General features: G+C 32.1%; 21 protein-coding genes and 1 tRNA gene. 10 read left to right on the top strand and 12 right to left on the bottom strand.

Annotated elements, in window-relative coordinates; translation table 11 throughout:
* Nucleotides 1-2770, top strand: a 2770-nt coding sequence (locus tag K1X44_06485) for a UvrD-helicase domain-containing protein (GenBank protein ID MBX7146937.1), incomplete at its 5' end; no start/stop codon positions are given.
* 52 nt (nucleotides 2771-2822) lie between these two features.
* On the top strand, nucleotides 2823-3146 hold the full coding sequence (gene trxA, locus K1X44_06480; protein MBX7146936.1) for a thioredoxin TrxA: 324 nt from the start codon (nucleotides 2823-2825) through the stop codon (nucleotides 3144-3146).
* Here the strand turns inward: trxA and K1X44_06475 are convergent.
* Both K1X44_06475 and accD read right to left on the bottom strand, forming a co-directional pair.
* Nucleotides 3135-4445 (bottom strand): bifunctional folylpolyglutamate synthase/dihydrofolate synthase, encoded by a 1311-nt coding sequence (locus tag K1X44_06475; GenBank protein MBX7146935.1) that lies wholly within the window; start codon nucleotides 4443-4445, stop codon nucleotides 3135-3137. The genes trxA and K1X44_06475 overlap by 12 nt on opposite strands.
* Before the next feature lie 10 nt (nucleotides 4446-4455).
* A complete protein-coding gene (gene accD / locus K1X44_06470) occupies nucleotides 4456-5313 on the bottom strand; it encodes an acetyl-CoA carboxylase, carboxyltransferase subunit beta (GenBank protein MBX7146934.1) in 858 nt (285 codons plus the stop codon).
* Nucleotides 5314-5486: 173 nt separating this feature from the next.
* On the opposite strand from accD, the gene K1X44_06465 reads away from it, so the two are divergent.
* The 5 genes from K1X44_06465 (at nucleotide 5487) to K1X44_06445 (ending at nucleotide 12037) form a co-directional block, all read left to right on the top strand.
* Complete coding sequence (locus K1X44_06465) at nucleotides 5487-6107, top strand: CDP-alcohol phosphatidyltransferase family protein (protein ID MBX7146933.1); 621 nt, start codon at nucleotides 5487-5489, stop codon at nucleotides 6105-6107.
* A 357-nt stretch (nucleotides 6108-6464) separates the two neighbouring features.
* Nucleotides 6465-8264 carry an extracellular solute-binding protein gene (locus tag K1X44_06460; GenBank protein MBX7146932.1) on the top strand — a complete coding sequence of 600 codons (1800 nt, stop codon included), beginning with the start codon at nucleotides 6465-6467 and terminating at the stop codon, nucleotides 8262-8264.
* A 14-nt stretch (nucleotides 8265-8278) separates the two neighbouring features.
* The gene (gene yejB / locus K1X44_06455) at nucleotides 8279-9367 is read left to right on the top strand and encodes a microcin C ABC transporter permease YejB (GenBank protein ID MBX7146931.1); all 1089 of its coding nucleotides are present in this window, start codon (nucleotides 8279-8281) and stop codon (nucleotides 9365-9367) included.
* 2 nt (nucleotides 9368-9369) lie between these two features.
* Nucleotides 9370-10419 (top strand): ABC transporter permease, encoded by a 1050-nt coding sequence (locus K1X44_06450; protein ID MBX7146930.1) that lies wholly within the window; start codon nucleotides 9370-9372, stop codon nucleotides 10417-10419.
* A gap of 16 nt (nucleotides 10420-10435) precedes the next feature.
* Entirely contained in the window at nucleotides 10436-12037 is a 1602-nt protein-coding gene (locus tag K1X44_06445) for an ABC transporter ATP-binding protein (GenBank protein MBX7146929.1), read from the top strand.
* A gap of 7 nt (nucleotides 12038-12044) precedes the next feature.
* On the opposite strand, the gene K1X44_06440 is transcribed toward K1X44_06445, so the two are convergent.
* The gene (locus K1X44_06440; GenBank protein ID MBX7146928.1) at nucleotides 12045-13427 is read right to left on the bottom strand and encodes a leucyl aminopeptidase family protein; all 1383 of its coding nucleotides are present in this window, start codon (nucleotides 13425-13427) and stop codon (nucleotides 12045-12047) included.
* A 126-nt stretch (nucleotides 13428-13553) separates the two neighbouring features.
* Between K1X44_06440 and K1X44_06435 the strand changes: the two genes are divergently transcribed.
* Nucleotides 13554-15254 carry a hypothetical protein gene (locus K1X44_06435; GenBank protein MBX7146927.1) on the top strand — a complete coding sequence of 567 codons (1701 nt, stop codon included), beginning with the start codon at nucleotides 13554-13556 and terminating at the stop codon, nucleotides 15252-15254.
* A gap of 272 nt (nucleotides 15255-15526) precedes the next feature.
* Nucleotides 15527-15742 (top strand): DUF1150 domain-containing protein, encoded by a 216-nt coding sequence (locus tag K1X44_06430; GenBank protein MBX7146926.1) that lies wholly within the window; start codon nucleotides 15527-15529, stop codon nucleotides 15740-15742.
* Between the two features lie 16 nt (nucleotides 15743-15758).
* On the opposite strand, the gene K1X44_06425 is transcribed toward K1X44_06430, so the two are convergent.
* The 8 genes from K1X44_06425 to K1X44_06390 all read right to left on the bottom strand — a co-directional run bounded on the left by K1X44_06425 (nucleotide 15759) and on the right by K1X44_06390 (nucleotide 20515).
* Nucleotides 15759-16139 (bottom strand): hypothetical protein, encoded by a 381-nt coding sequence (locus K1X44_06425; GenBank protein ID MBX7146925.1) that lies wholly within the window; start codon nucleotides 16137-16139, stop codon nucleotides 15759-15761.
* Between the two features lie 28 nt (nucleotides 16140-16167).
* Complete coding sequence (gene ptsN / locus K1X44_06420) at nucleotides 16168-16632, bottom strand: PTS IIA-like nitrogen regulatory protein PtsN (protein ID MBX7146924.1); 465 nt, start codon at nucleotides 16630-16632, stop codon at nucleotides 16168-16170.
* A 47-nt stretch (nucleotides 16633-16679) separates the two neighbouring features.
* Complete coding sequence (raiA, locus tag K1X44_06415) at nucleotides 16680-17267, bottom strand: ribosome-associated translation inhibitor RaiA (GenBank protein ID MBX7146923.1); 588 nt, start codon at nucleotides 17265-17267, stop codon at nucleotides 16680-16682.
* A 182-nt stretch (nucleotides 17268-17449) separates the two neighbouring features.
* Nucleotides 17450-18262, bottom strand: coding sequence for an LPS export ABC transporter ATP-binding protein (lptB, locus tag K1X44_06410; protein ID MBX7146922.1), 813 nt, complete (start codon nucleotides 18260-18262; stop codon nucleotides 17450-17452).
* 4 nt (nucleotides 18263-18266) lie between these two features.
* Nucleotides 18267-18989, bottom strand: a complete 723-nt coding sequence (locus K1X44_06405; protein ID MBX7146921.1) for a hypothetical protein — start codon at nucleotides 18987-18989, stop codon at nucleotides 18267-18269.
* Between the two features lie 71 nt (nucleotides 18990-19060).
* Entirely contained in the window at nucleotides 19061-19726 is a 666-nt protein-coding gene (gene lptC / locus K1X44_06400) for an LPS export ABC transporter periplasmic protein LptC (protein ID MBX7146920.1), read from the bottom strand.
* Between the two features lie 55 nt (nucleotides 19727-19781).
* Complete coding sequence (locus tag K1X44_06395) at nucleotides 19782-20405, bottom strand: ribonuclease D (protein ID MBX7146919.1); 624 nt, start codon at nucleotides 20403-20405, stop codon at nucleotides 19782-19784.
* 22 nt (nucleotides 20406-20427) lie between these two features.
* Nucleotides 20428-20515, bottom strand: a tRNA-Leu gene (locus K1X44_06390).
* 74 nt (nucleotides 20516-20589) lie between these two features.
* Between K1X44_06390 and K1X44_06385 the strand changes: the two genes are divergently transcribed.
* The gene (locus K1X44_06385) at nucleotides 20590-21537 is read left to right on the top strand and encodes a complex I NDUFA9 subunit family protein (GenBank protein MBX7146918.1); all 948 of its coding nucleotides are present in this window, start codon (nucleotides 20590-20592) and stop codon (nucleotides 21535-21537) included.
* On the opposite strand, the gene K1X44_06380 is transcribed toward K1X44_06385, so the two are convergent.
* Nucleotides 21534-21805: hypothetical protein (locus tag K1X44_06380; GenBank protein ID MBX7146917.1), on the bottom strand; the 272-nt coding region annotated here is incomplete at its 5' end. The genes K1X44_06385 and K1X44_06380 overlap by 4 nt on opposite strands.

Raw genomic sequence — 21805 nt, 5'->3', positions numbered from 1 at the left:
CATAGCTATGCAATCTATTGAAGACCAGATAATGCGACACACATGTTTTTCTAAGAGCAATTTAAAAGTTATCCAAGAAATTTTATTAGAACAAACAAAAAGTAAAAAATACCAGAAAATGTTTAATCAAATTAAGGATTGGATGGAGTTATCTTTTGAGGAAAAAAAGGAACAATTAGATTTTTACTGTGGCATATTTTTAGATTCATATGGATTATTAAAAAAAACTTTTTCCTCGGATCTTATAGAAAACTATCCAATTTTAGATGAAACATTTAACCAGGAAGCATTAAGAGTACAAAAATTTTTAAATCAATGGCGCGCATGGCACATTGCGAATTTTACGCGATCTTTTTTAGATTTGGGGAGGATTATTTTACAAACATATGAAAAATTAAAAACTTCCAATTTTGTTTTAACTTATGATGATTTAATTAATAAATCATTAGAATTATTAAGACGTCCTGATATTGCACCTTGGATTTTATACAAATTGGATGGGGGAATAGATCATATTTTGGTTGACGAAGCCCAAGATGTAACGCCGGAACAATGGGCAATTATTACATCTTTAGTTGAAGAATTTTTTTATAATAAAAACTCAGATTCTAACCCAAGAACAATTTTTTCTGTTGGAGATGTTAAACAATCAATTTACAGATTTCAAGGGGCGAACCCGGATTATTTTATAGCTATTCATCATTATTTAAAAGATAAAGCAATTCAATCTCAATCTATGTGGCATGATCTTGAATTGCAAATGTCTTTTAGATCATCTCCTATATTATTACAATTTATTGATATAATTTTTTCCAATCCAGAGGCATCCAAAGGGCTAAAATTAGACAATATAGCTTTAACGCATATACCTTACATTAAAAATAGACCAGGATTGGTAGAACTTTGGCCTCTAGTAAAAAAGGAGAAAAAAGTAGAAAGAAAAAATCCATGGAATGGAATGCTTGATAACACAAAAAATTTATTACCGGCTCATATTATAGTAGCTCAACAAATAGCAAAAAAAATATCTGAAATGATTAATTGCGATTTTTTAGAATGTCGTAATCGTTATGTGCAGCCAGGTGATTTTTTAATTCTAGTACGTAAAAGAAATCAATCAGGATTTGCGGATGAATTAATTAGAGCTTTAAAAAATTATAATATACCTGTTTCTGGTATTGATCGTATAAAATTAACAGACCAATTAGTTATTATGGATTTAATAGCATTAGGGCAATTTGTATTATTAGAAGAAGATGATTTTAATTTAGCCTTAGTCCTTAAAGGTCCATTGGTTGGATTAACTGAAGAAGAACTTTTTGATCTTGGTCAAGGGCGTTCATCAAGCTTGTGGAAAGCCCTGCAAGCTAAAAAACATTTAAATCCTTACAAGGAAGTTTATAAATTTTTAACTAAAATTCTCAATCTTTTTTATGCAGCATCACCTTATGAATTTTATTCAGAAATCTTAAATAAATTAGAAGGTAGAAAAAAACTTTTATCACGTTTAGGTCAAGAAGCAGAAGATGCCCTGGATGAATTTATGAATTTAATTCTTAATTATGAAGAAAAGCAAGGATCTTCTCTTCAATCTTTTTTACAATGGCTTATTAAAAATGATATTGAAGTTAAAAGAGATTTTGAACAAGACAATGTAAATTATGTACGATTTATGACAGTTCATGGGGCTAAGGGGCTTCAAGCACCAATTATTTTTTTACCTGATACGACAGATATACCTTATGTAAATACTAAGCTTTTTTGGGAAGAGAACGAAGAACTTGGATCCATACCGTTTTTAGTTCCTTCTTTAAAATTTGAAACAAATTTCACAAAACAATTACGTGAAAAAGAAAAAAATATGACAATGAATGAATATCGAAGGCTCCTTTATGTTGCACTAACAAGAGCCGAAGAAAGATTATATATAATGGGTTGGGAAAATCATAAGAATTTACCAGAAGAAAGCTGGTATTCTTTAATTAAGAAAGGATTTGAGGAAGCTAGTCAAAGTTTTGATAAAGATACCCATATAAAAATTGAAAAAGATAATGATATATGGCGGCTATCAAGCTATCCCCAATATGACAGAAATATTAAAAATACACCAGATCATCAAATTAAGGAAGGATTACCCTATTGGTTTTTTGAAGAATATAAAATAGATAAGGATCAAATACCCTTATTATCTCCATCTTTATATAATAGGACTATTAACTTCGAAAATTCGAAAATTTTATTAGATAATAAAGAAAAAATTGAAAAATTTGAACGAGGTATCGTTATTCATAAACTTCTAGAAAATATAAATAATGTACCCCGCGGCCATAGAAATGAAGTATGCGAAATGTTTTTAAAAAATTTTTGTGATCATTGGCCCATAGAAAAACGTAATGAAATTAAAAATGAGGTTTTAAATTTTATTCATCATGAACAATATAATTGGTTGTTTGATTTAAAGGGTCAAAATGAAATTTCCGTTAAAGCCAATATTAAAGATAAACATAATAATATTATACGAGGTATTGCTGTTATTGATCGTTTAATTGTTTTGGAAGACGAAATATTAGTTTTAGAATATAAATCTGATTACATAGTTCCTTTGTCAATTAAGACAGTTAAAGATTCTTATTTAAGACAAGTGGCATTTTATGTACAAATTCTTAAAAAAATTTATTCTAATAAAAAAATACGGAGTTTTTTATTATGGACAAGAAAACCTAAGTTAATGGAACTTGATCCTACCATTTTAGATCATTACAAGCCTTGACCTTTTGTATCAATAAAGTTTATAAAGTATATCTGTTTGAAGGAAAAAAATTATGCACCCAATACAAATTTCTGATAATGATTTTAAACAAAAGGTTTTAGATTCCAAAGAACCTGTCCTTGTGGATTTTTGGGCAGAGTGGTGTGGCCCATGCAAAATGATAGCGCCTATTTTAGAAGAATTAGCAACCACAATGAATGGTAAAATTATTATTGCAAAACTTAATGTTGATGATAATCCTCGTACGGCAAAAGATTATGGTATTAGAGGTATTCCAACATTGATGATTTTTAAAAATGGACAGGTTGCTTCTACCAAAGTTGGTGCTTTAACAAAAAGCAAGCTTGTTGAATGGGTTGATTCCCTAATTAGCTAATTGATCTTTTTGTAAAATTAATCCTGCTAAATAAAGTGATCCACATATTAAAATTCGCTGTTTAGATAAAGCGGGACAAGTATTTTGTATTGTATTTAAGGCATCATCAACAGAAGAACAAGGTTCACATTGAAGACCAAGTTTTAAAGCCTTTTCTGTTAATGTTTTTGCTGTAAAACTTTCGTGATCACTATCAATTTTTAAAGCATAGATTTTAGGGTTAAGATCAACAAAAGGTCTAAGAAACCCTTCAACATCTTTAGTGGTAAGCATACCCATAATAAGATAAAGTGGTATAAAAGGTTTTTGTCTTTTAGCCCAATCAACTAAAACTTCACCAGCTGCGGGATTATGGCCACCATCTAACCAAAGTTCGAAGTGGGAAGGCAATTTTTGAGCTAAAGTACCTTCTAATTTTTGTAATCTACCTGGCCACTTGGTTGTTGTTATACCTGTAATAAGCGACTGGTCGCTTAAAGATATATAATGATTATTTTTAAGATAATAGCAACATGTTAAAGCCATGCCCGCGTTATATTGTTGATGAGATCCCTGTAAAGATGGGAAAGGTAAAGATAAATTTTTATCTAGATAAGTAAAAGAAAATTTTTGGCCAGTGCTTTTAATAGTCCATTCTTTGTTATAAAATGCAGTTTGAATATTTAAATCTTGCGATTTTTGTAAAAATACATTTTCAGCTGCAGGAAGTTGGGGCCCAATAACAGCAAAGCTATTTTTTTTCATAATACCTGATTTTTCCCAAGCAATTTTTTCTATTGTGTTCCCTAAAAATTGCATATGGTCAAAAGAAATAGGTGTTAAAATAGAAACAATAGGCTTATCAATAACATTGGTTGCATCTAATCTGCCCCCTAAGCCTGTTTCAAGTAAAATAAAATCAGCTGGCTTTAAAGAAAAAGCAAGAAATGCGGCAGCTGTTGTAATTTCAAAAAATGTAATAGGGTCTTGGCCATTTTTCTTTTCACATTCTTCTAAAAGAGAAATTAGAAAATCATCATCAATTGGGTTCCCATAAATATTTATTCTTTCATGAAATGAAATTAAATGGGGTGAAATATATGTGTGAACTTTATATCCTTCTGTTTGTAAAATAGTACGTAGATAAGAAATTGTAGATCCTTTGCCATTGGTACCAGCAACATGAATAATGGGAGGCAATAATTTTTCAGGATTGCCAAGCGTATCTAAAATCCGTCGAATACGATTTAACGATAAATCAATATGTTTAGGATGAAGAAGTTGAAGTCGTTCAAGAATCAAAGAAGTTTTCTTGGACATATATGAATAATTAAGTATGTGTATTAGAATGTATATGATTAAGAATTTTTGCTAAAGTTTGTGGTAAATCTTTACGATGAACCACCATATCAATCATGCCATGATCTAAAAGATATTCAGATTTTTGAAATCCTTCAGGTAATTTTTCCCGTATTGTTTCTTCAATAACTCGTGCACCTGCAAATCCTATAACACATCCTGGTTCAGCAATTGCTATATCGCCAAGCATAGCAAAAGATGCACTCACCCCCCCTGTTGTGGGATCTGTCAGTAAAACAATATAGGGAAGTTTAGCTTTTCTAACTTTATCCAAAGCAATAACAGAACGTGGCATTTGCATTAAGGATAAAATACCTTCTTGCATTCTAGCCCCGCCTGAGGCTGGTATAGTTAAAAAAGCAGATTTAGTTTCTATAGCTCGCAAAGCGGCCGTAATCAATCCTTCACCAACAGCGACCCCCATAGATCCAGCCATGAAAGAAAAATTAAAAAGAGCAACAACGGTTCTATGCCCACCAATAGTACCTTCAGCAATAATTAATGCATCATGTTCTGAAGTTTTGGCTTGTGCCTCTTTAAGGCGGTCACTGTAACGTTTTTGATCACGAAATTTTAACGGATCAGGTTCTGTTTTGGGTCCAGAAATTTTTTCATAAATACCTTCGTCAAACAATAAAGATAATCTTTGTTGATAATTAATACGTAAATGGTGATGGCATTGTGGACAAACATGGAGATTTGCTTCCAAATCTCTGTGGAAAATCATTTGGCCACATCCTGGACATTTGATCCATAAATTTTCTGGTACATCTGCTTTACGGACCAAAGCTTGAATTTTGGGTCTGACGAAATTTGTAAGCCAACTCATATTTTAATCCTTAAAGTATTTCCACGGAATTGATTATATGATTATGTCTTTAAATGCAAAAACTAATAAAATAGTAAATATTGTTGTGGTTTATAGCAATAAAATATTCTAATATAAAAATGACTTAATGTTCTAACGTAGGATTATTTTAAAGTGATAGCTTAAACCATCAAATGCCCAGTTTATATCATTTAAAACCTTTTTTACAAGAAATATTACGGCCAACTGTGCGTCGCCTAGCTTCTTTTGGTGCAACCCCAAATCAAATTACTGTTCTAGGTATTGTTTTATCAGCTTTAGGTGGGGGTGCTGTTCTTTTGGCTAATGATCACACATATTATTTACTTGCAGTTCCCCTTATTTTATTAGTGCGTATGGCCTTAAACACAACGGATGGTATATTAGCCAGAGAATATGGAATGCAAACTAGACTTGGTGCACTTCTTAATGAATTGGGCGATGTATTATCAAGCTGTTTATTATTTTTACCATTTTCATTGCTGGTAGGTTTAAAAGCGTGGCTTGTGGTGGTGGTAGTAATCTTGGCAATTGTAAGTGAAATGGCAGGAATGCTTGCTTTAACCATGAATATTTCAAGACGACATGATGGCCCAATGGGTGAAAGTGATCGTGCTGCAATTTTTGGATTAATTGCTTTATTGATAGGTATAGGAATTGAAACAGGTTTATGGGCCAATATTTTATTAGGGTTAATTGGTATATTACTTATCCCAACCATTATCAATAGAATTATTGAAACATTAAAAGAAGCAAAGAAAAAACATGAAAGATAAATATAACCAGTAAGAAAATAGTCAGCTATTTACATTTATATTATATAAGGAGGTCAAAATGAATAAATTGTTTTTTCAATTATCTGTTCCCAACAAATTTCTGATTCATTTAAAAAAGACATTAGTAGTTTCTATTACGCATAACTGGTATCTTGGATAATCCCTGCTAACTGATTTAGATGACTTGATTTTCTATATCTAAGAAATATAGGTTTATTTCTATGATTAGAATATACGAATAGATAAATTTTCCAACACAGTATGAAAATACTTTTTATTATTTTATACAGGAATTGGATTGAAAAATTACGTAAGGAGATAAAAATGAATAAGTGGTTTTATGGTTGTTTGGTTTGTATGTTTTTTTCTATTCCTGGAATAGGGGCTACAGAAGAAAAATTTTTACCACCTGTTCATGCATTATCTTTAGATGATAGTATAAAATATTCAGCAGATTTTAAGCAGCTTGATTATGTTAACCCCTCTGCCCCTAAAGGAGGGACAATTTATTTTTCAGCAATCGGGACTTATGATAATTTTAACCCTTTTATATTGAAAGGGTCACCAGCTGCTGGGGTTGGTGAATTATATGAAACCTTGGCGAGTTCAACAGCAGATGATGCAAGCAGTGAATATGGTTTAATTGCAGAATCCATACAGGTTGCTGTTGATAAAAAATCCGTTATTTTTAATTTAAGGCCAGAAGCCAAGTGGCATGATCAACAACCTATTACAGCTGATGATGTTGTATTTTCTTTTAATATTCTAAAAGAAAAGGGACACCCACAGTATCAAACCTATTACCGTGATGTCGATACAGCAGAAGCATTAAATTCCCATAAAGTAAAATTCACTTTCAAAACTGATCAAAATAAAGAATTAGCTTATATTGTGGGGGAACTTCCAATATTGCCTAAACATTATTGGGAAAGACGTTCTTTTAATGACGTGTTATTAGAACCACCTTTAGGAAGCGGTCCTTATAAAATTACGGGATATGATATGGGGCGTTCTGTGATTTTGGAGCGTGTTAAAGACTATTGGGGTAAAGACCTTTCTCTTAATAAAGGCAGAAATAATTGGGACAAAATTCGATATGATTACTATTTAGACCCTACAGTTGCTTTTGAAGCCTTTAAATCAGGCCAATATGATTTCCGATTAGAAACAAGTGCCAAACAATGGGCAACCGCCTATGATTTTCCAGCAGTTAAAAATGGTAATGTGATATTGGAAAAAATAAAACATCAATTACCTCAAGGGTTACAAGCTTATGCTTTTAATACTCGACGTGACTTGTTTAAAGATCCTAAGGTACGTCAAGCCTTGGGATATGTTTTTGATTTTGAATGGAGCAATAAAAATCTTTTCTTTAATCAGTATGAGCGTGCATATAGTTTCTTTTCAAATAGCGAATTAGCTTCCCAAGGATTACCAGATGAAGAAGAATTAAAGATACTTAATCCTTTTAGGGATCAGTTGCCTCCTGAATTGTTTACCCAGGAATATAAAGCGCCAGTTACAGATGGAACAGGTAATATTCGGAATCAACTCCAAAAAGCCTTAGATCTTTTAAAGCAAGCTGGATGGGTTGTTAAAGATAATAAATTGATTAATTCAAAAACAAATCAACCTATGGTTTTTGAAATTTTACTTGATAACCCTCTATTTGAACGTATTAGCCAACCTTTTGTTAAAAATTTAGAACGTTTAGGTATAAAGGCAACAGTCAGAACTGTAGATAGCGCCCAATATCAAAATAGAATGGACCATTTTGATTTTGATATGATCGTCCAAACTTTTGCCCAATCTTTGTCGCCAGGTAACGAACAACGAGATTTTTGGGGATCAGCTAGTGCAGATATTTCTGGAAGTAGAAATATTATAGGTATTAAAAACCCAGTTATTGATGCTTTGGTTAACTCAATTATTGATGCGCCAGATCGACATAGTTTAGTTATTAGGACTAGAGCACTAGATCGAGTATTGTTGTGGAATTATTATGTTATTCCACAATGGTATATAAATTATCATAGAATTGCTTTTTGGAATGTTTTTGGTAAACCAGAAAAAAATCCCGAATATCAAGGATTTGATTTATCGAGCTGGTGGATTGATCAAGATAAAAGACAGAAACTAGGTAACCAAAAACGCTAATAATATAAAATCTTATGTGGCCTTATATTTTTAGAAGATTAATTTTAATTGTTCCTACTTTATTAGGTATAATGCTTATTAATTTTCTGCTTGTTCAATTTGCGCCTGGTGGACCTATTGAACAAATTATATCTGAAATAAAAGGAAATGCAGTTTCTGCAACAGAACGTATTGCCACCACCCAGGGTGAAGTCAATATGTCATCTGGCAGTGATAATAAGCTTTATCGAGGTGCCGCAGGCTTGGATCCAGATCTTATAAAAAAATTAGAACACCAATTTGGTTTTGATAAACCCTTATTAGAACGATTTTTTCTCATGATGAAAAATTATGTTATGTTCGATTTTGGCGAAAGTTTTTTCAAAGGTCGACGTGTTATAGATTTAATTTTAGATCGAATGCCTATTTCAATATCGTTGGGTCTTTGGACGATGATAATAATTTATGCAATTAGTATTCCTTTGGGTATTATGAAAGCTGTTAAAGATGGATCAAGGTTTGATGTTTGGACATCCTTAATTATTAGTGTCGGAAGTGCTATCCCGGCTTTTCTTTTTGCTGTTTTACTTATCATCTTATTTGCTGGCGGAAGTTATTGGAATTGGTTTCCTGCGCGGGGTTTGGTTTCGAATAATTGGCAGGAATTAAATTGGATAGAAAAAATACTAGATTATTTTTGGCATTTGGCTTTACCTTTAACGGCATTATTGGTGAATTCTTTTGCAGGATTAACATTACTTACAAAAAATTCATTTATTGAACAAATTAATATGCAATATGTGATGACGGCAAGAGCAAAAGGATTAAAAGAAAAAACAGTTTTATATGGGCATGTTTTTCGAAATGCAATGTTAATAGTTATCGCTGGATTTCCAGGTGCCTTTATCGGTGTTCTTTTTACAGGTTCTGTTTTAATTGAGGTTATTTTTTCCTTGAACGGATTGGGACTTTTGGGATATGAAGCTGCTATTAACCGTGATTATCCTGTTATGTTTGGAACACTTTATTTTTTTACTTTGTTAGGTTTAATTTTAAATATTGTGGGTGATATTTGTTACACACTTGTTGATCCCCGAATTAATTTTGAAGCTTTAGGCAAGTAAGAATGTTTAATTTTTCTTTAAACACTTTTTTTTACTTAAATCCTTTAGCACAAAGAAGATTAGAAAATTTTAGGCATAATAAAAGAGGTTGGTGGTCATTTGTTATTTTCATGACTCTACTTTTTTTAAGTTTATTTGCAGAATTTATTGCTAATGATAGACCATTGGTAGTCTATTATAACAATCATATTTATTTACCCATATTTTATGATTATCAAGAAACTGATTTTGGTGGGGATTTCACAACATCTGCTGATTATCATGATCCTTATGTTACAAAACTTATTCAAGATAAAGGTTGGATAATTTGGTCTTTAATCCCATATGCGTATGATACAGTAATAAAAGATTTACCTGGTCCCGTACCAAGTCCACCTTCTTGGCAGAATTGGTTGGGAACGGATGATCAAGCCCGCGATGTGTTGGCAAGATTAATTTATGGGTTTCGTATTTCTGTACTCTTTGGCCTTGCGTTAACATTTATAACAACAATAATTGGTATTTTAGCAGGTGCAATCCAAGGATATTTTGGGGGTACGTTAGATTTACTTTTCCAAAGATTTTTAGAAATATGGGGTGGATTACCAACACTGTATATTTTGTTAATTTTTTCAAGTTTAATTCAACCAGGATTTTGGACATTGTTGTTTATTATGATGTTATTTAGTTGGACATGGCCAATTGGTATTGTCCGTGCCGAATTTTTGCGGGCACGTAATTTTGAATATGTTTTGGCAGCAAAAGCCCTAGGTGTACGCAACATTGTCATTATTTTTAGACATCTCCTTCCCAATGCCATGGTTTCAACATTAACGTATTTACCTTTTACTTTGGCGGGATCTGTTACAACATTAACGGCTTTAGATTTTCTAGGATTAGGTATGCCCGTTGGATCTGCGTCATTAGGTGATTTATTGGCACAGGGCAAAGATAATCTTCAATCTCCTTGGTTGGGGATTACGGGATTTATTGTGATTGGTTTTATGCTTAGTCTTGTGATTTTTATTGGTGAGGCTGTGCGTGACGCTTTTGATCCACGTAAAGTTAATTAAATGAAAAGATAATATAATGACACCTGATAATTCTGTTCTTTCTGTTAAAAATTTGTCGGTTGAATTTAATTTTGTTAATGCGACTAAAAAGATTATCCAAGATGTATCTTTTACTCTTGAAAAGGGAGAAACTCTTGCCTTAGTTGGTGAATCAGGATCAGGTAAAACAGTAACAGCCCTTTCGATTTTACAATTGTTACCCCAAAAGCTTGCTATATATTCTAAGGGAAGTATTCGATTTAAAAATCAAGAATTAATTTATGCGCCCCCAAAAATTCTTCGTCATTTACGTGGTAATAGAATAGCTATGGTTTTTCAAGAACCAATGTCAGCTCTTAATCCACTTCATACTATTGAAAAGCAGATAAGTGAATCTCTTATACTTCATCAACAATGTTCTTATAGGGAAGCAAGGAAGAAATGTCTTGAATTGCTAGATGCCGTAGGAATAGAAAACGCCCAAGAAAGATTAAATGCGTATCCTCATGAACTTTCAGGTGGGCAGAGACAACGCGTGGTTATTGCGATGGCTTTGATTAATAATCCTGAACTTCTTATTGCCGATGAACCCACAAGTGCACTTGATGTTACTATTCAGATACAGATTTTAGATTTATTAAAAAAATTGCAAAAAGATTTTAATATGGCCTTGTTGTTGATTACTCATGATTTGAATATTGTCCGAAAGATAGCTCATCGTGTTTGCGTTATGCAACATGGATTGATTGTAGAGCAGAATGAAGTAAGTAAAATTTTTTCTAATCCACAAATGCCTTATACAAAAAAACTTTTAGATTCAAGACCAAAAGGTGCACCTGTTTCCCTTTCAGTTGAAAACAAAAAATTAGCGTCTTTAAAAAATATTAAAGTTTGGTTTCCAATTCGCCATGGTATTTTTCGCCGAATAAAATCATATATTAAAGCTGTTAATGATATTTCTTTTGATATTAATCAAGGTGAAACTGTTGGTATTGTTGGTGAGTCAGGTTCAGGTAAGACCACCTTAGGTTTAGCTATGTTAAGACTTATTCCAAGTATAGGCTATATGGATTTTGCTGGTATAGAACTTGATAAGCTACAAAAAAAACAATTACGTGCTTTAAGAAAAGAGATACAAATTATTTTTCAAGATCCTTTTGGATCTTTATCACCCCGGATGTCTGCTAAAGATATTATTGTTGAAGGATTGCATATTCACCAATTAATTCAAAATAAAAAGGAAGAAGATAATTTAGTTGTAAAAACAATGGAAGAAGTTGGACTTGATCCTCTCACCAGATATAGATATCCTCATGAATTTTCAGGTGGGCAGAGACAACGAATAGCTCTTGCCAGAGCGCTTATTTTGAAACCCAAATTATTAATTTTGGATGAACCCACATCTGCTTTAGATATGACAGTTCAAGCTCAAGTTATAGATCTTTTAAGAGATTTACAATCTCGTTATAATATGGCGTATGTGCTTATTAGTCACGATTTGAAAGTGATCAAAGCTTTAGCCCATAAAGTTATTATTATGAAACATGGTTCAATTGTTGAACATGGACTTGCAGATAGTATTTTTCAAAATCCAAGTCAGGATTATACAAAAACTCTTATTAAATCAGCATTTTATTAAATTTTACTTATTTTTTATGTTTAATAAAAAATTCAATAAAACTATAAAGGGCACGTAATCCCATAGCTTCACCTCCAATAGGTCTGCCAGGCTTATTGGTAAAATTCCATGCTCTTAGATCAAGATGAATCCATGGGGTTTTAGGATGAATAAATTTCTCTAAAAAAAGAGCTGCAGTAATAGCTCCTGCTAACCCAGAATCGCTACAATTATTAATATCAGCAACCCTGCTTTCTAACATCTTTAAATAAGGTTTATAAAGAGGCATTCTCCACAAAAGATCATTTTCTCGGTCAGAGATTTTTAGAAGATTTTCTGCACAAAAATCATCATTACAAAATAAAGCAGGGAGGTCAGGGCCCAACGCAATACCTGCTGCACCTGTTAATGTTGCACAATCAATAATAAGATCCGGATTGGTTTTATTTGCCTCGCTTAAAGCATCACATAATATAACCCGACCTTCTGCATCAGTATTCCCTATTTCAACGGTTAATCCATGTCTTGTATTTAAAACATCCATAGGACGATATGCATTACCAGAAATGTTATTATCAACAGTTGGAATTAGAACTCTTAATTGTATAGGAAGTTTATGCGCCATAATTAAACTAGCTAAAGCAAGAACATGGGCAGCCCCACCCATATCTTTTTTCATAAGCTGCATATTACTTGCACTTTTAATATCAAGACCACCTGTATCAAAACATACACCTTTACCTACAAGAACTATTTTTTTACCCCTATTTCCCCAATTTATATCAATTAATCTTGGCGCCCTATCACTTGCTCTACCTACAGCATGAATAGCTGGGTAATTTTTCTTTAATAAATCATCCCCTGTAATGACAGAAATCTTTGCTTTATATTGAAGGGTGATTTTTTTTGCTTCTTCAGCAATATGTGCTGGTCCCATATCCTCTGCTGGGGTATTGATAAGATCCCGCACCAAAAATATTGCAGATGCAAGATTAAGAACTTTATGACTATCACAGTTTTTTGGCCATAAAAGTTGAGCAGGTTTTTTATGATTTTTTTTATACCGTTCAAATAAATAGCCACCTAAAGCCCATCCCAAAGTAGCTTTTTCTGGCGTAATAGATTCATAAGTATCATCAATTCTATATGTTGCTTTGGGTAGAGAAAAAGGTAGGTGACCATACGACCATATATCATTTTTACCACTAATTCCTAGGATAACTTCTTTAATATGGCCATTGTTATGAGGAATAATTAAATAATGACTTTCTTTGAAAGTAAATTGATGTGTTTCAATCCATAATTTCGTTTCTTTGGGTTGTTCTTTGAGCCATAAAGGAAATTTTTCTGAAGTAAGAGGAATAAGAGGAATAGATTTGGCAGATTTTTTGATTAAATGGGTAAACAAAATTTTTCTCCAAAATATTAGAAATCAAATTACATTTTAAATCATTATAATAAAGTTTAAATACATGATATATTTTTTTATTTATATGGTAAAATTAATAACCAACTAATAGCTTATTTTATTAAACTTATGTCATCATTAAATACATCTTATTTCCCCCTAGATCATGGATATTCAAGAAAAGCTTTATGGTGGGCCTATGGTATAAGTTTGATTTTAGCTGTTTGTTCTTTATTGGCTAGACCTGTAATTTTTCCTATTGAAACCAAAATATTGTTTACAGCGTGGCACCAATGGCTTTCAGAAGATTTTCTTCCCCAAAATGTACCTCCCTTAATGTTTTGGATTATTATGGGGTTGTGGAAAATTTTTGGCGTATATGAATTTTTGGTTCGATTAATTAACCCATTTTTTGCTTTTTTAAGCATTATTTTGATGGGTCGTTTAATGAGTTATTTTTGTTCTAATCAAGCAGATCGTTATGTGGGTGTAAATTTAACTAGTCTTATATTTGTTGGGTCTACGGTTTTTTGCATTTTTTCAACGTTAATTACATATGATTTTATAATTCTCTTTTTTTATTTAGCAGCTGTAATTTGCCTTATAAAAGAATTATTACATAAAAATTTTTATAATATGGTTCTTTTTGGTTTAAGCGCGGGTTGCGCATTTCTTGTTGGTGGGTTGTCATCTACAATAAGTTTGTTGATCATCTTATTATTACTACCTTTGATATCATTGAAAGAATCATCAATTTCTCAATTAATATCATGGTATTTTAAAAGTTTTATAGGATTTTGTATTGGATTTAATATTATTCTTATTTGGCTTATCCCTTTATGGATTAGTAAGCAAGATTTATCTTGGATTTGGCACATTCATTTCTTTTCTTGGTATGAAGCCTGGGATGAGATTATTTTAATATTACTTGCTATTATTTATCCATGGTTCTTTTGGCCAATTCTCTGGGATGTTTTCATGCGCAATAGGAAAAATTTTTTTTCTGATTATCGTTATAAATTTGCTTGGCTTTTTCTCATCTCTTCATTTTCATCTTTAATTTTTCAAGAACATATAAATTATTTTGCCTTTTTACTTGCACCTTTGGTTTTTTTTCAAACTTTACTTTTACAAAAAAAGGGTGATGAGCAAAAAGAATTTCATGGATTAATTCCAGCTTCTGTTATTTTATTTATTGGGCTTGTATTTTTTCTTTTGACTATAGTACCTTTAGCTCATTTGGATGTAGTATGGAGAAAACTTATTGGGCCAGATGGGTTACCTATTTGGCTTGATGGTATTAGCTTGTTGCCAGGGTTATTTTTGCTTGGAGGGGGATATCTTATATCCCAAATGTCACCTCGTCATATTACACACCAGACAATTCAAATAGCTCTGTTACCTGTTTTGCTTGTTGTAACGTTTAGTTTAGAATTTTTATTCCCTTTTAGTTTTAGTAAATTTTTTGATATTTCTCCGATTGCTCAACATATTCACATGATGCAGGATCAAGGCCATAAACTAGCAATATTAGGTAAGTATGAAGGTGAATTTGATTTTCCAGGAAGATTAAAAAAAGATTTGGATAAAATAGATAATGTTGACCAAGCTTTGGTATGGGCAACAGAAAATCCCCAAGGTATTATTGTAACATATTTTCGTGGTAGTCCTATATTTTTACCGGATAATCCCCTTTTCTTAAGCGCATTTGGTAATAATTGGATAGCAACTTGGCCATCCTCTATTGTGCTTGACCAAAAAGGATTTGTTCTTAAGGATAAATTTTCTAAACCTTGTTTAGAATGCGACGATGACATAGGATCACAATAATATAATAAAACTTTAATAATTCTATGCTTCATTTCTATAAAGTTATTTTGGTCTTTAGATAGAGAATTAAAAATATATTTAATAAGAATGGGGTTTGAAAAGAATCATTATTTTTGAAGACCGTTAATTTTTCAGTAATAAAATTATGTTATCTTGATAATTGTTAAAGAATACCTATTTAAAAGGTGAAACAGGATAAATAGGGTAAAAATAATAAAAATACTACCTTTATCATAAATTTATCTCTGTTTTAAGTTAAAGGAGTAAAGCAAATGAATATTAGTGAAAGATTAAGAACAATGTCTGAAAATGAATTTGCTGTATTGGGAATGCAAGGGATTGCTTATATTCGGCCTATTATTGTAGATGATAAGCAAGCATATTCTGTTCATGCAGCTGATGGCAGTAGAATAGGGATCGCCCCTACATTTGAATCTGCTATGGTTGGTATTCGCGAGGGTAATTTAGAACCTTTAAGTGTTCACTAATTAAACTAGCCTTTGGCTAGTTTAATTTTTGGCATGGATAGCGATTTGACAGGGCACCGTAAAGTCCATCTGCCGCTGCTATTTTTAAATGACTAGGGTGTTCTTTATACCAAATAAGAACCAATTTCTTTATTTCTTGGATGTTAATATTACTAGGTAACATAAACCCCATACATTGATTGCTGACGACCGAAAACCCTTCGGTTATATCAATGACGCCGAGAATATAACCTGTGCATTCATTTTGAGAAGAAGCATCTAAATTAGTACAAGATTTATTTAAATCTTGACCAATCATAAAAGCTTTATTGATATTTCGTGGGTTAGTTTGCCCAAATCCCAACGAAGAAAAACATATAAAATAAAGAAGCGAAAAAATTAAAATAAAATAATTCATAAAGTAAAAACAATATTAATTACTAAAATTAAGCCGCGTGACTAGCGGGTGTATGAATAAAAATGCCGTAAATAGAATTAATGTCTTCCGTTGCTCTAATTTTTTCACAGATCGTTTGATTGCGTAAAAGCCTTGAAATTTTTGCTAAAGCTTTTAAATGATCAGCACCAGAGGTTTCTGGGGCTAAGAGCAAAAAAATTAAATCAACATCTTGGTTATCAATTGAATCAAAATTAATTGGTGTTTCTAGACGAACAAAAAAACCATATAGCTGCTTTAAGGAATCAAATTTTCCGTGAGGTATAGCAATACCTTGTCCTACCCCTGTTGTACCTAATGCTTCCCGTTCTAAAAGAGTTTCAAAAATGCTTCTTTCATTAATATTAACAATGGATGATGCATAGGAAGAAAGCTCTTGTAAAAGTTGCTTTTTATTAGAGGCATGTAAATTAACTAAAATACGCTCTGGTGTTAAAAGTTGATTGATTTCCATTTATCATTCTCTTAGGAAGGTTAAAATTTTTTGTATAATTCAAAAGATTATTTTTGATTAAGCAATTCTTTATTTTGGGGGTCAATCCAACCAATATGACCATCAAGACGCCGATAAACCATATTTAATCCCCCGTGGGAACGGTTTCTAAACATCATTGCATTAAGATCCGCTAAATCTAATCGCATAACGGCTTCGCTCACGGTTAAAGTTGCTATATCAGTTTCCATTTCTGCAACGATAGTTGGATGAGATATATTATTTTGATCATGGTGTTCTTCTAAATCTGGTTCAGGTGCTAATACATAATGTTGTACAGCAAAACTATCAACAGATTTGCGTTGATGATCTTTTAGCCTTTTTTTGTATTTTTGTAATCTTTTAATAAGGTGTTGAACTGCCAAATCAAATGCAGGATAAGGTAGATCAGCATTATCTTCAGCTTGTAATAAAATACCTTTACCAATATGGACTGAAATTTGTACTTTAATTAAATAAGCTTCACGGGAAAAAGTAACACTAGCTTCGATAGGATCAATAAAATATTTATTACAGATAGAAGATATATTGCTGTGAACATGTTCACGCAATGCATCCCCGATGTCTATTTGTTTACCCTTAACTGTTAAATTCATAAGGACATTCTTTCAAATCTGCAAAATTACAAACTAGATTATGTTCAATTTTTGTTCATAAAATAAAATATTCCAAACCATAAGCATTCATATCAAGAGAGTCAAGGTAGATCCGTAAGTATTTATTTTATAAAGATTTTTTACTAAATGCCATTTAGATCAATCTAGAGTCAGTATAAATTTTAAAGGTCAAAATTCTCCCCAAGATAGATACGGCGTACAATCTGATCATTGACAATAATTTCTGGTGTCCCTTCACGTAAAATTTTTCCACCATAAAGAATATAGGCACGATCAACAATATCTAATGTTTCGCGTACATTATGATCTGTAATAAGAACACCAATTCCCCGATCTTTAAGATGAAAAACAAGATCTCTGATATCTGCGACAGCAATAGGATCAATTCCAGCTAGTGGTTCATCTAATAAAATGAATTTAGGCGATGACGCAAGTGCTCGTGCAATTTCTACGCGTCTTCTCTCTCCACCTGATAAAGATATCGCAGGACTATGACGTAGATATTCAATAGAAAATTCATGTAAAAGATTTTCTAATTTTTCTTCACGGCTGTTTTTATCAGGTTCTATATATTCTAAAACGGATTTTAGATTTTCTTCGACGGTAAGTCCCCTGAAAATTGATGCTTCTTGGGATAAATATCCTATGCCTAAGCTTGCGCGTTTATACATAGGAAAATCGGTAATGTCTTGGCCATCTAAAAAAATTTTTCCGTGATCTAATTTAATCAAACCTGTAATTGTATAAAAACATGTAGTTTTACCAGCACCATTAGGTCCAAGCAACCCTACAGCTTCACCTCGATTTACAAATATATTGACGTCACGCAGAATAGGTTTTTGACGAAACTCTTTGCCAAGACCCCATGCCCATAATCCATCTTGTTTAGATAAAAAATCATAATTTTCTGATGAAGGAGCAGAAATAGTATGTGCAGGCTTAGAATAATTTTTTGATTTTGTATTATAAGACATAATATTAATTAGGTATAATTAAACTATTAACTTTGCCACGATTTTTTGAATCTGGATTTGATCTTATACTACTGACACCAGTTTTCATATTAATTTCGGCATAATCACCGTTAACTTGACTTTTGCCTTGGGTAACTCGAACATTACCATTTAAAGTGGCTGTTTCTAAAGATACATTATAAATAAATTTATCACAATAAGCCACTTCTGATTTTGTTTTAATTCGAACATTTCCTAGTGCTTCAATTTGGGAAAGTTTTGTATTTTGGGTAGAATTTATAAAATAAAATGTTAAAACATCACTTTCTATGGTTTGGTTTTCTCTTTGTCCAACAGCATTTCCTTTAGCAACTAAAACATTTCTTTTATTCCAATATTCTAATTGATCATGGGCTCTAACGGTAATGGTGTTGGTTTTTGCTTCAATCGATTTACCTGTTATGACAAGAACACCTTTATCAAAATCAAAAAAGGCATTATCCCCAACAATTGATTCTTGATCGGTTGTTAATTTAACATTTCCTTTGGCTTCAACACGCCAAATCTGTGTCCCACCTTTGTTATTTTTATCACGATAATGGGCAGTAATAATATCAGATTGTATTGTATATTTCCCCCGTGATGCAGATGCATGACCTTTGGCGATATAAACTTTTTCTTCACGACGCCATTCAATACCATCTTCTGCATTCAATGAAATTGCTTCGCTTGACGTCCCAAAATCCATTATACCTGCATAAAGTGGTAAACATATAGAATAAAAAAAAGCGGATAGATAATAAAAATGAAATAATTTTATCAAGGTTGTGGCCTATTATTTAATATAAGATTAGATTTGCCCAGCAATTTAATATTCTTACCATTATCTTGTATTTCAAATCCCGATCCGTTTAAGTTGCCAAAGGATCCGGTCCCAATAATGGAATCGGTACCACGTGCGTTTCCATTTTCTAAATCTATATGGGCACTTTTTGTATGAAATTCTAAGCCAGAATTATCATGAAGTTGTACCTCTTGATTTAATTCCAAAAATTTTTCTTTATGGGAAAAATTACCTGATCCTGCTTGTAAATAAAACCATTTGCCATCTTTTAATGTGACATCACCTGTGGGTTTTTCTAAATGTATAATTCCAGTTTCAGGGTCAATTTGTTTTGCTGTCTGCGCGGTCAAGGTAAATACCCGCCCCGAAGAATCCACACCTGAATATTTGGGATTAACCATATTTAAGCCATCTATTTCACTTGGGGCAAGCTTACTATCATTAAGGCTAAAACGTTGTTCTGCGGCTTTAAAATAAGACCACCAAATTAAAAGCCCCCCTGCACATAAAACAAAAATAGGTAAAACTATTTTTAAAGTTCTAAAAAAAAATACAGGATCTTGAATAACAAATTTTTGTTTAAAATTGTTTATTTTTGTACCAAGTTCGATAAGAAATAATATGAGTGTTTTCCCAAACATTTAATATAACCAATTATATATTCTTAACTTCCATCCTTATTAATTATATAACAAATTAATGGGCAAATATATCTAATTCTGCCCACCCAGCGATATCCAATGCGGCTCTTGTAGGTAGGAAATCAAAACAAGCTTTGACTAAATGATATCGATTTTCTCGTTTAAGCAAATCATCTAACTGTTCTTTAAGTTTGTGCAGATAAATAACATCATGGGCGGCATAATTAAGCTGTTCAGGGGACAAATTTTCATGTCCCCAATCAGAAGATTGTTGCTGTTTTGATATTTCCACACCCAAAACATCCCTACATAGATCTTTAAGACCATGTCGATCTGTATAGGTTCTGGCAAGTTTAGACGCAATTTTGGTACAATATACAGGCTTGCAATCGCAGTGAAGATAAAAATTAAGCATCGCAATATCAAAACGGGCAAAATGAAAAATTTTCAAAATATGGGGATCATTTAACAAACGGCAAAGATTAGGCGCACGGTGGTGTTGGCTTGGATCAAATTGTGGAATTTGTACAATGTGACAATTTCCTTGATGATCAGATAATTGGACAAGACAAAGACGATCCCGTTTTATATTTAATCCTAAAGTTTCCGTATCAATGGCTACAGAACCGTCAAAAGTAATATCATTAGGTAAGTCGCCATGATGGAATGTTATAGACATTTAATATTTCCTTTTAATATTCTGGTGCCCAGAATAAGATTTGAACTTACATAACCTTTAAGGTTACAGGTACCTGAAACCTGCGCGTCTACCAATTCCGCCATCTGGGCAATTACTGTAATAAATATTTACTATTTAATTATTATTTTGAATAGTAATATATGAATGAATAAGGAAATAAAAAGTGAATAAAAATATTACAATTTTTGGGGGATCAGGTTTCATTGGACGTTATATTATCCAAGAATTAGCCCGGCAAGATTGGTCCATTCGTGTTATTGTACGTCATTTAGATAAAGCTTTATTTCTAAGAACTTTTGGTATCCCAGGCCAAATTAATCTTGTTTCATGTAATATTTTTGATCCAAAGGCTGTGGAATCAGTTATTCAGGGCTCGTATATAGTTATTAATTTATTGGGAATACTTTATGAAAATAAAAAACAAACATTTCATAATATCCATGTTAAATTTCCAGAGATACTAGCAAAAAGTGCCCTCAAGGATAATTTAAAAAGAATTATTCACGTTTCAGCTTTGGGCATTGATAATAATTTTTCTTCTTATGCAAAAACCAAGAAGGAAGGAGAAAATATAATAAAACATGGTATTCCTGAAAGCATTATTTTAAGACCAAGTGTTGTGTTTGGAGCCGAGGATAAATTTTTTAATTTATTTGCAAAATTATCAACGTTTTTACCAATTTTACCTTTAGTGGGTGCTCACACAAAATTACAGCCAATTTATGTCCATGATATAGCAAAAGCTGTAGGTAAGATTATAAAAGATGATTTATTTTTCCAAAAATCAGATCAAATTTATGAATTAGCTGGATATAAAATTTATACATTAAAAGAATTAGTCGAATTTGTTTTATTAGTTATAAACCGTCGTCGCTTAATCGTACCTTTACCGTTTTGGGCCGCTTATTTGGAGGCTTTCTTTCTAGAAAAATTACCTAACCCTCTCTTGACTTATGATCAAGTTAAGTCGCTTCGTTATGATAATATTCTGAGTGACAATTTTCTGAAAATAACAGATTTAGGAATTAATCCAGCAGCTTTAGAAACAATTGTACCACATTATATAAAAAGATATAAATCAGGTGGATTTTATACCAAAAATAGTATTTAGAATTTATTTAATGAAATGGTTGTATCTTTAATACATTGAGAATTCTGACTTTTTTCTTGTGGTGTTTGTAAGTGTGCAACGAATAAAATAAACAAACCCAAAATAATGCGGTATAAAACAATATATTTAAAATTGTATCGGCTCATCCATTGCATCATGAGAGATATGGTCATTAACCCTGCAATAAAAGAAAAAATAATACCATAAACGGCATATTCTAAAATTTCAAAATTTTGCGCGCGATAAAATTGTAACCCCTTATAAATAC

It is taken from the genome of Alphaproteobacteria bacterium, from assembly GCA_019695395.1.
Lineage (GTDB): Bacteria > Pseudomonadota > Alphaproteobacteria > JAEUKQ01 > JAIBAD01 > JAIBAD01.
The sequence above is the reverse complement of the archived record's forward strand: the minus strand, read 5'-3'. Positions and strand labels throughout refer to the sequence as shown.

Excerpts from the sequence above, each read along its gene's own strand:
- K1X44_06445 (MBX7146929.1), top strand. The coding sequence starts at position 10,436 with ATGACACCTGATAATTCTGTTCTTTCTGTTAAAAATTTGTCGGTTGAA.
- K1X44_06450 (MBX7146930.1), top strand. The coding sequence starts at position 9,370 with ATGTTTAATTTTTCTTTAAACACTTTTTTTTACTTAAATCCTTTAGCA.
- K1X44_06465 (MBX7146933.1), top strand. The coding sequence starts at position 5,487 with ATGCCCAGTTTATATCATTTAAAACCTTTTTTACAAGAAATATTACGG.
- lptB (MBX7146922.1), bottom strand. The coding sequence starts at position 18,262 with ATGTCTTATAATACAAAATCAAAAAATTATTCTAAGCCTGCACATACT.
- K1X44_06460 (MBX7146932.1), top strand. The coding sequence starts at position 6,465 with ATGTTTTTTTCTATTCCTGGAATAGGGGCTACAGAAGAAAAATTTTTA.
- K1X44_06475 (MBX7146935.1), bottom strand. The coding sequence starts at position 4,445 with ATGTCCAAGAAAACTTCTTTGATTCTTGAACGACTTCAACTTCTTCAT.
- K1X44_06395 (MBX7146919.1), bottom strand. The coding sequence starts at position 20,405 with ATGTCTATAACATTCCATCATGGCGACTTACCTAATGATATTACTTTT.
- K1X44_06430 (MBX7146926.1), top strand. The coding sequence starts at position 15,527 with ATGAATATTAGTGAAAGATTAAGAACAATGTCTGAAAATGAATTTGCT.
- raiA (MBX7146923.1), bottom strand. The coding sequence starts at position 17,267 with ATGAATTTAACAGTTAAGGGTAAACAAATAGACATCGGGGATGCATTG.
- accD (MBX7146934.1), bottom strand. The coding sequence starts at position 5,313 with ATGAGTTGGCTTACAAATTTCGTCAGACCCAAAATTCAAGCTTTGGTC.
- trxA (MBX7146936.1), top strand. The coding sequence starts at position 2,823 with ATGCACCCAATACAAATTTCTGATAATGATTTTAAACAAAAGGTTTTA.
- yejB (MBX7146931.1), top strand. The coding sequence starts at position 8,279 with ATGTGGCCTTATATTTTTAGAAGATTAATTTTAATTGTTCCTACTTTA.
- ptsN (MBX7146924.1), bottom strand. The coding sequence starts at position 16,632 with ATGGAAATCAATCAACTTTTAACACCAGAGCGTATTTTAGTTAATTTA.
- lptC (MBX7146920.1), bottom strand. The coding sequence starts at position 19,726 with ATGTTTGGGAAAACACTCATATTATTTCTTATCGAACTTGGTACAAAA.
- K1X44_06425 (MBX7146925.1), bottom strand. The coding sequence starts at position 16,139 with ATGAATTATTTTATTTTAATTTTTTCGCTTCTTTATTTTATATGTTTT.
- K1X44_06405 (MBX7146921.1), bottom strand. The coding sequence starts at position 18,989 with ATGGATTTTGGGACGTCAAGCGAAGCAATTTCATTGAATGCAGAAGAT.
- K1X44_06435 (MBX7146927.1), top strand. The coding sequence starts at position 13,554 with ATGTCATCATTAAATACATCTTATTTCCCCCTAGATCATGGATATTCA.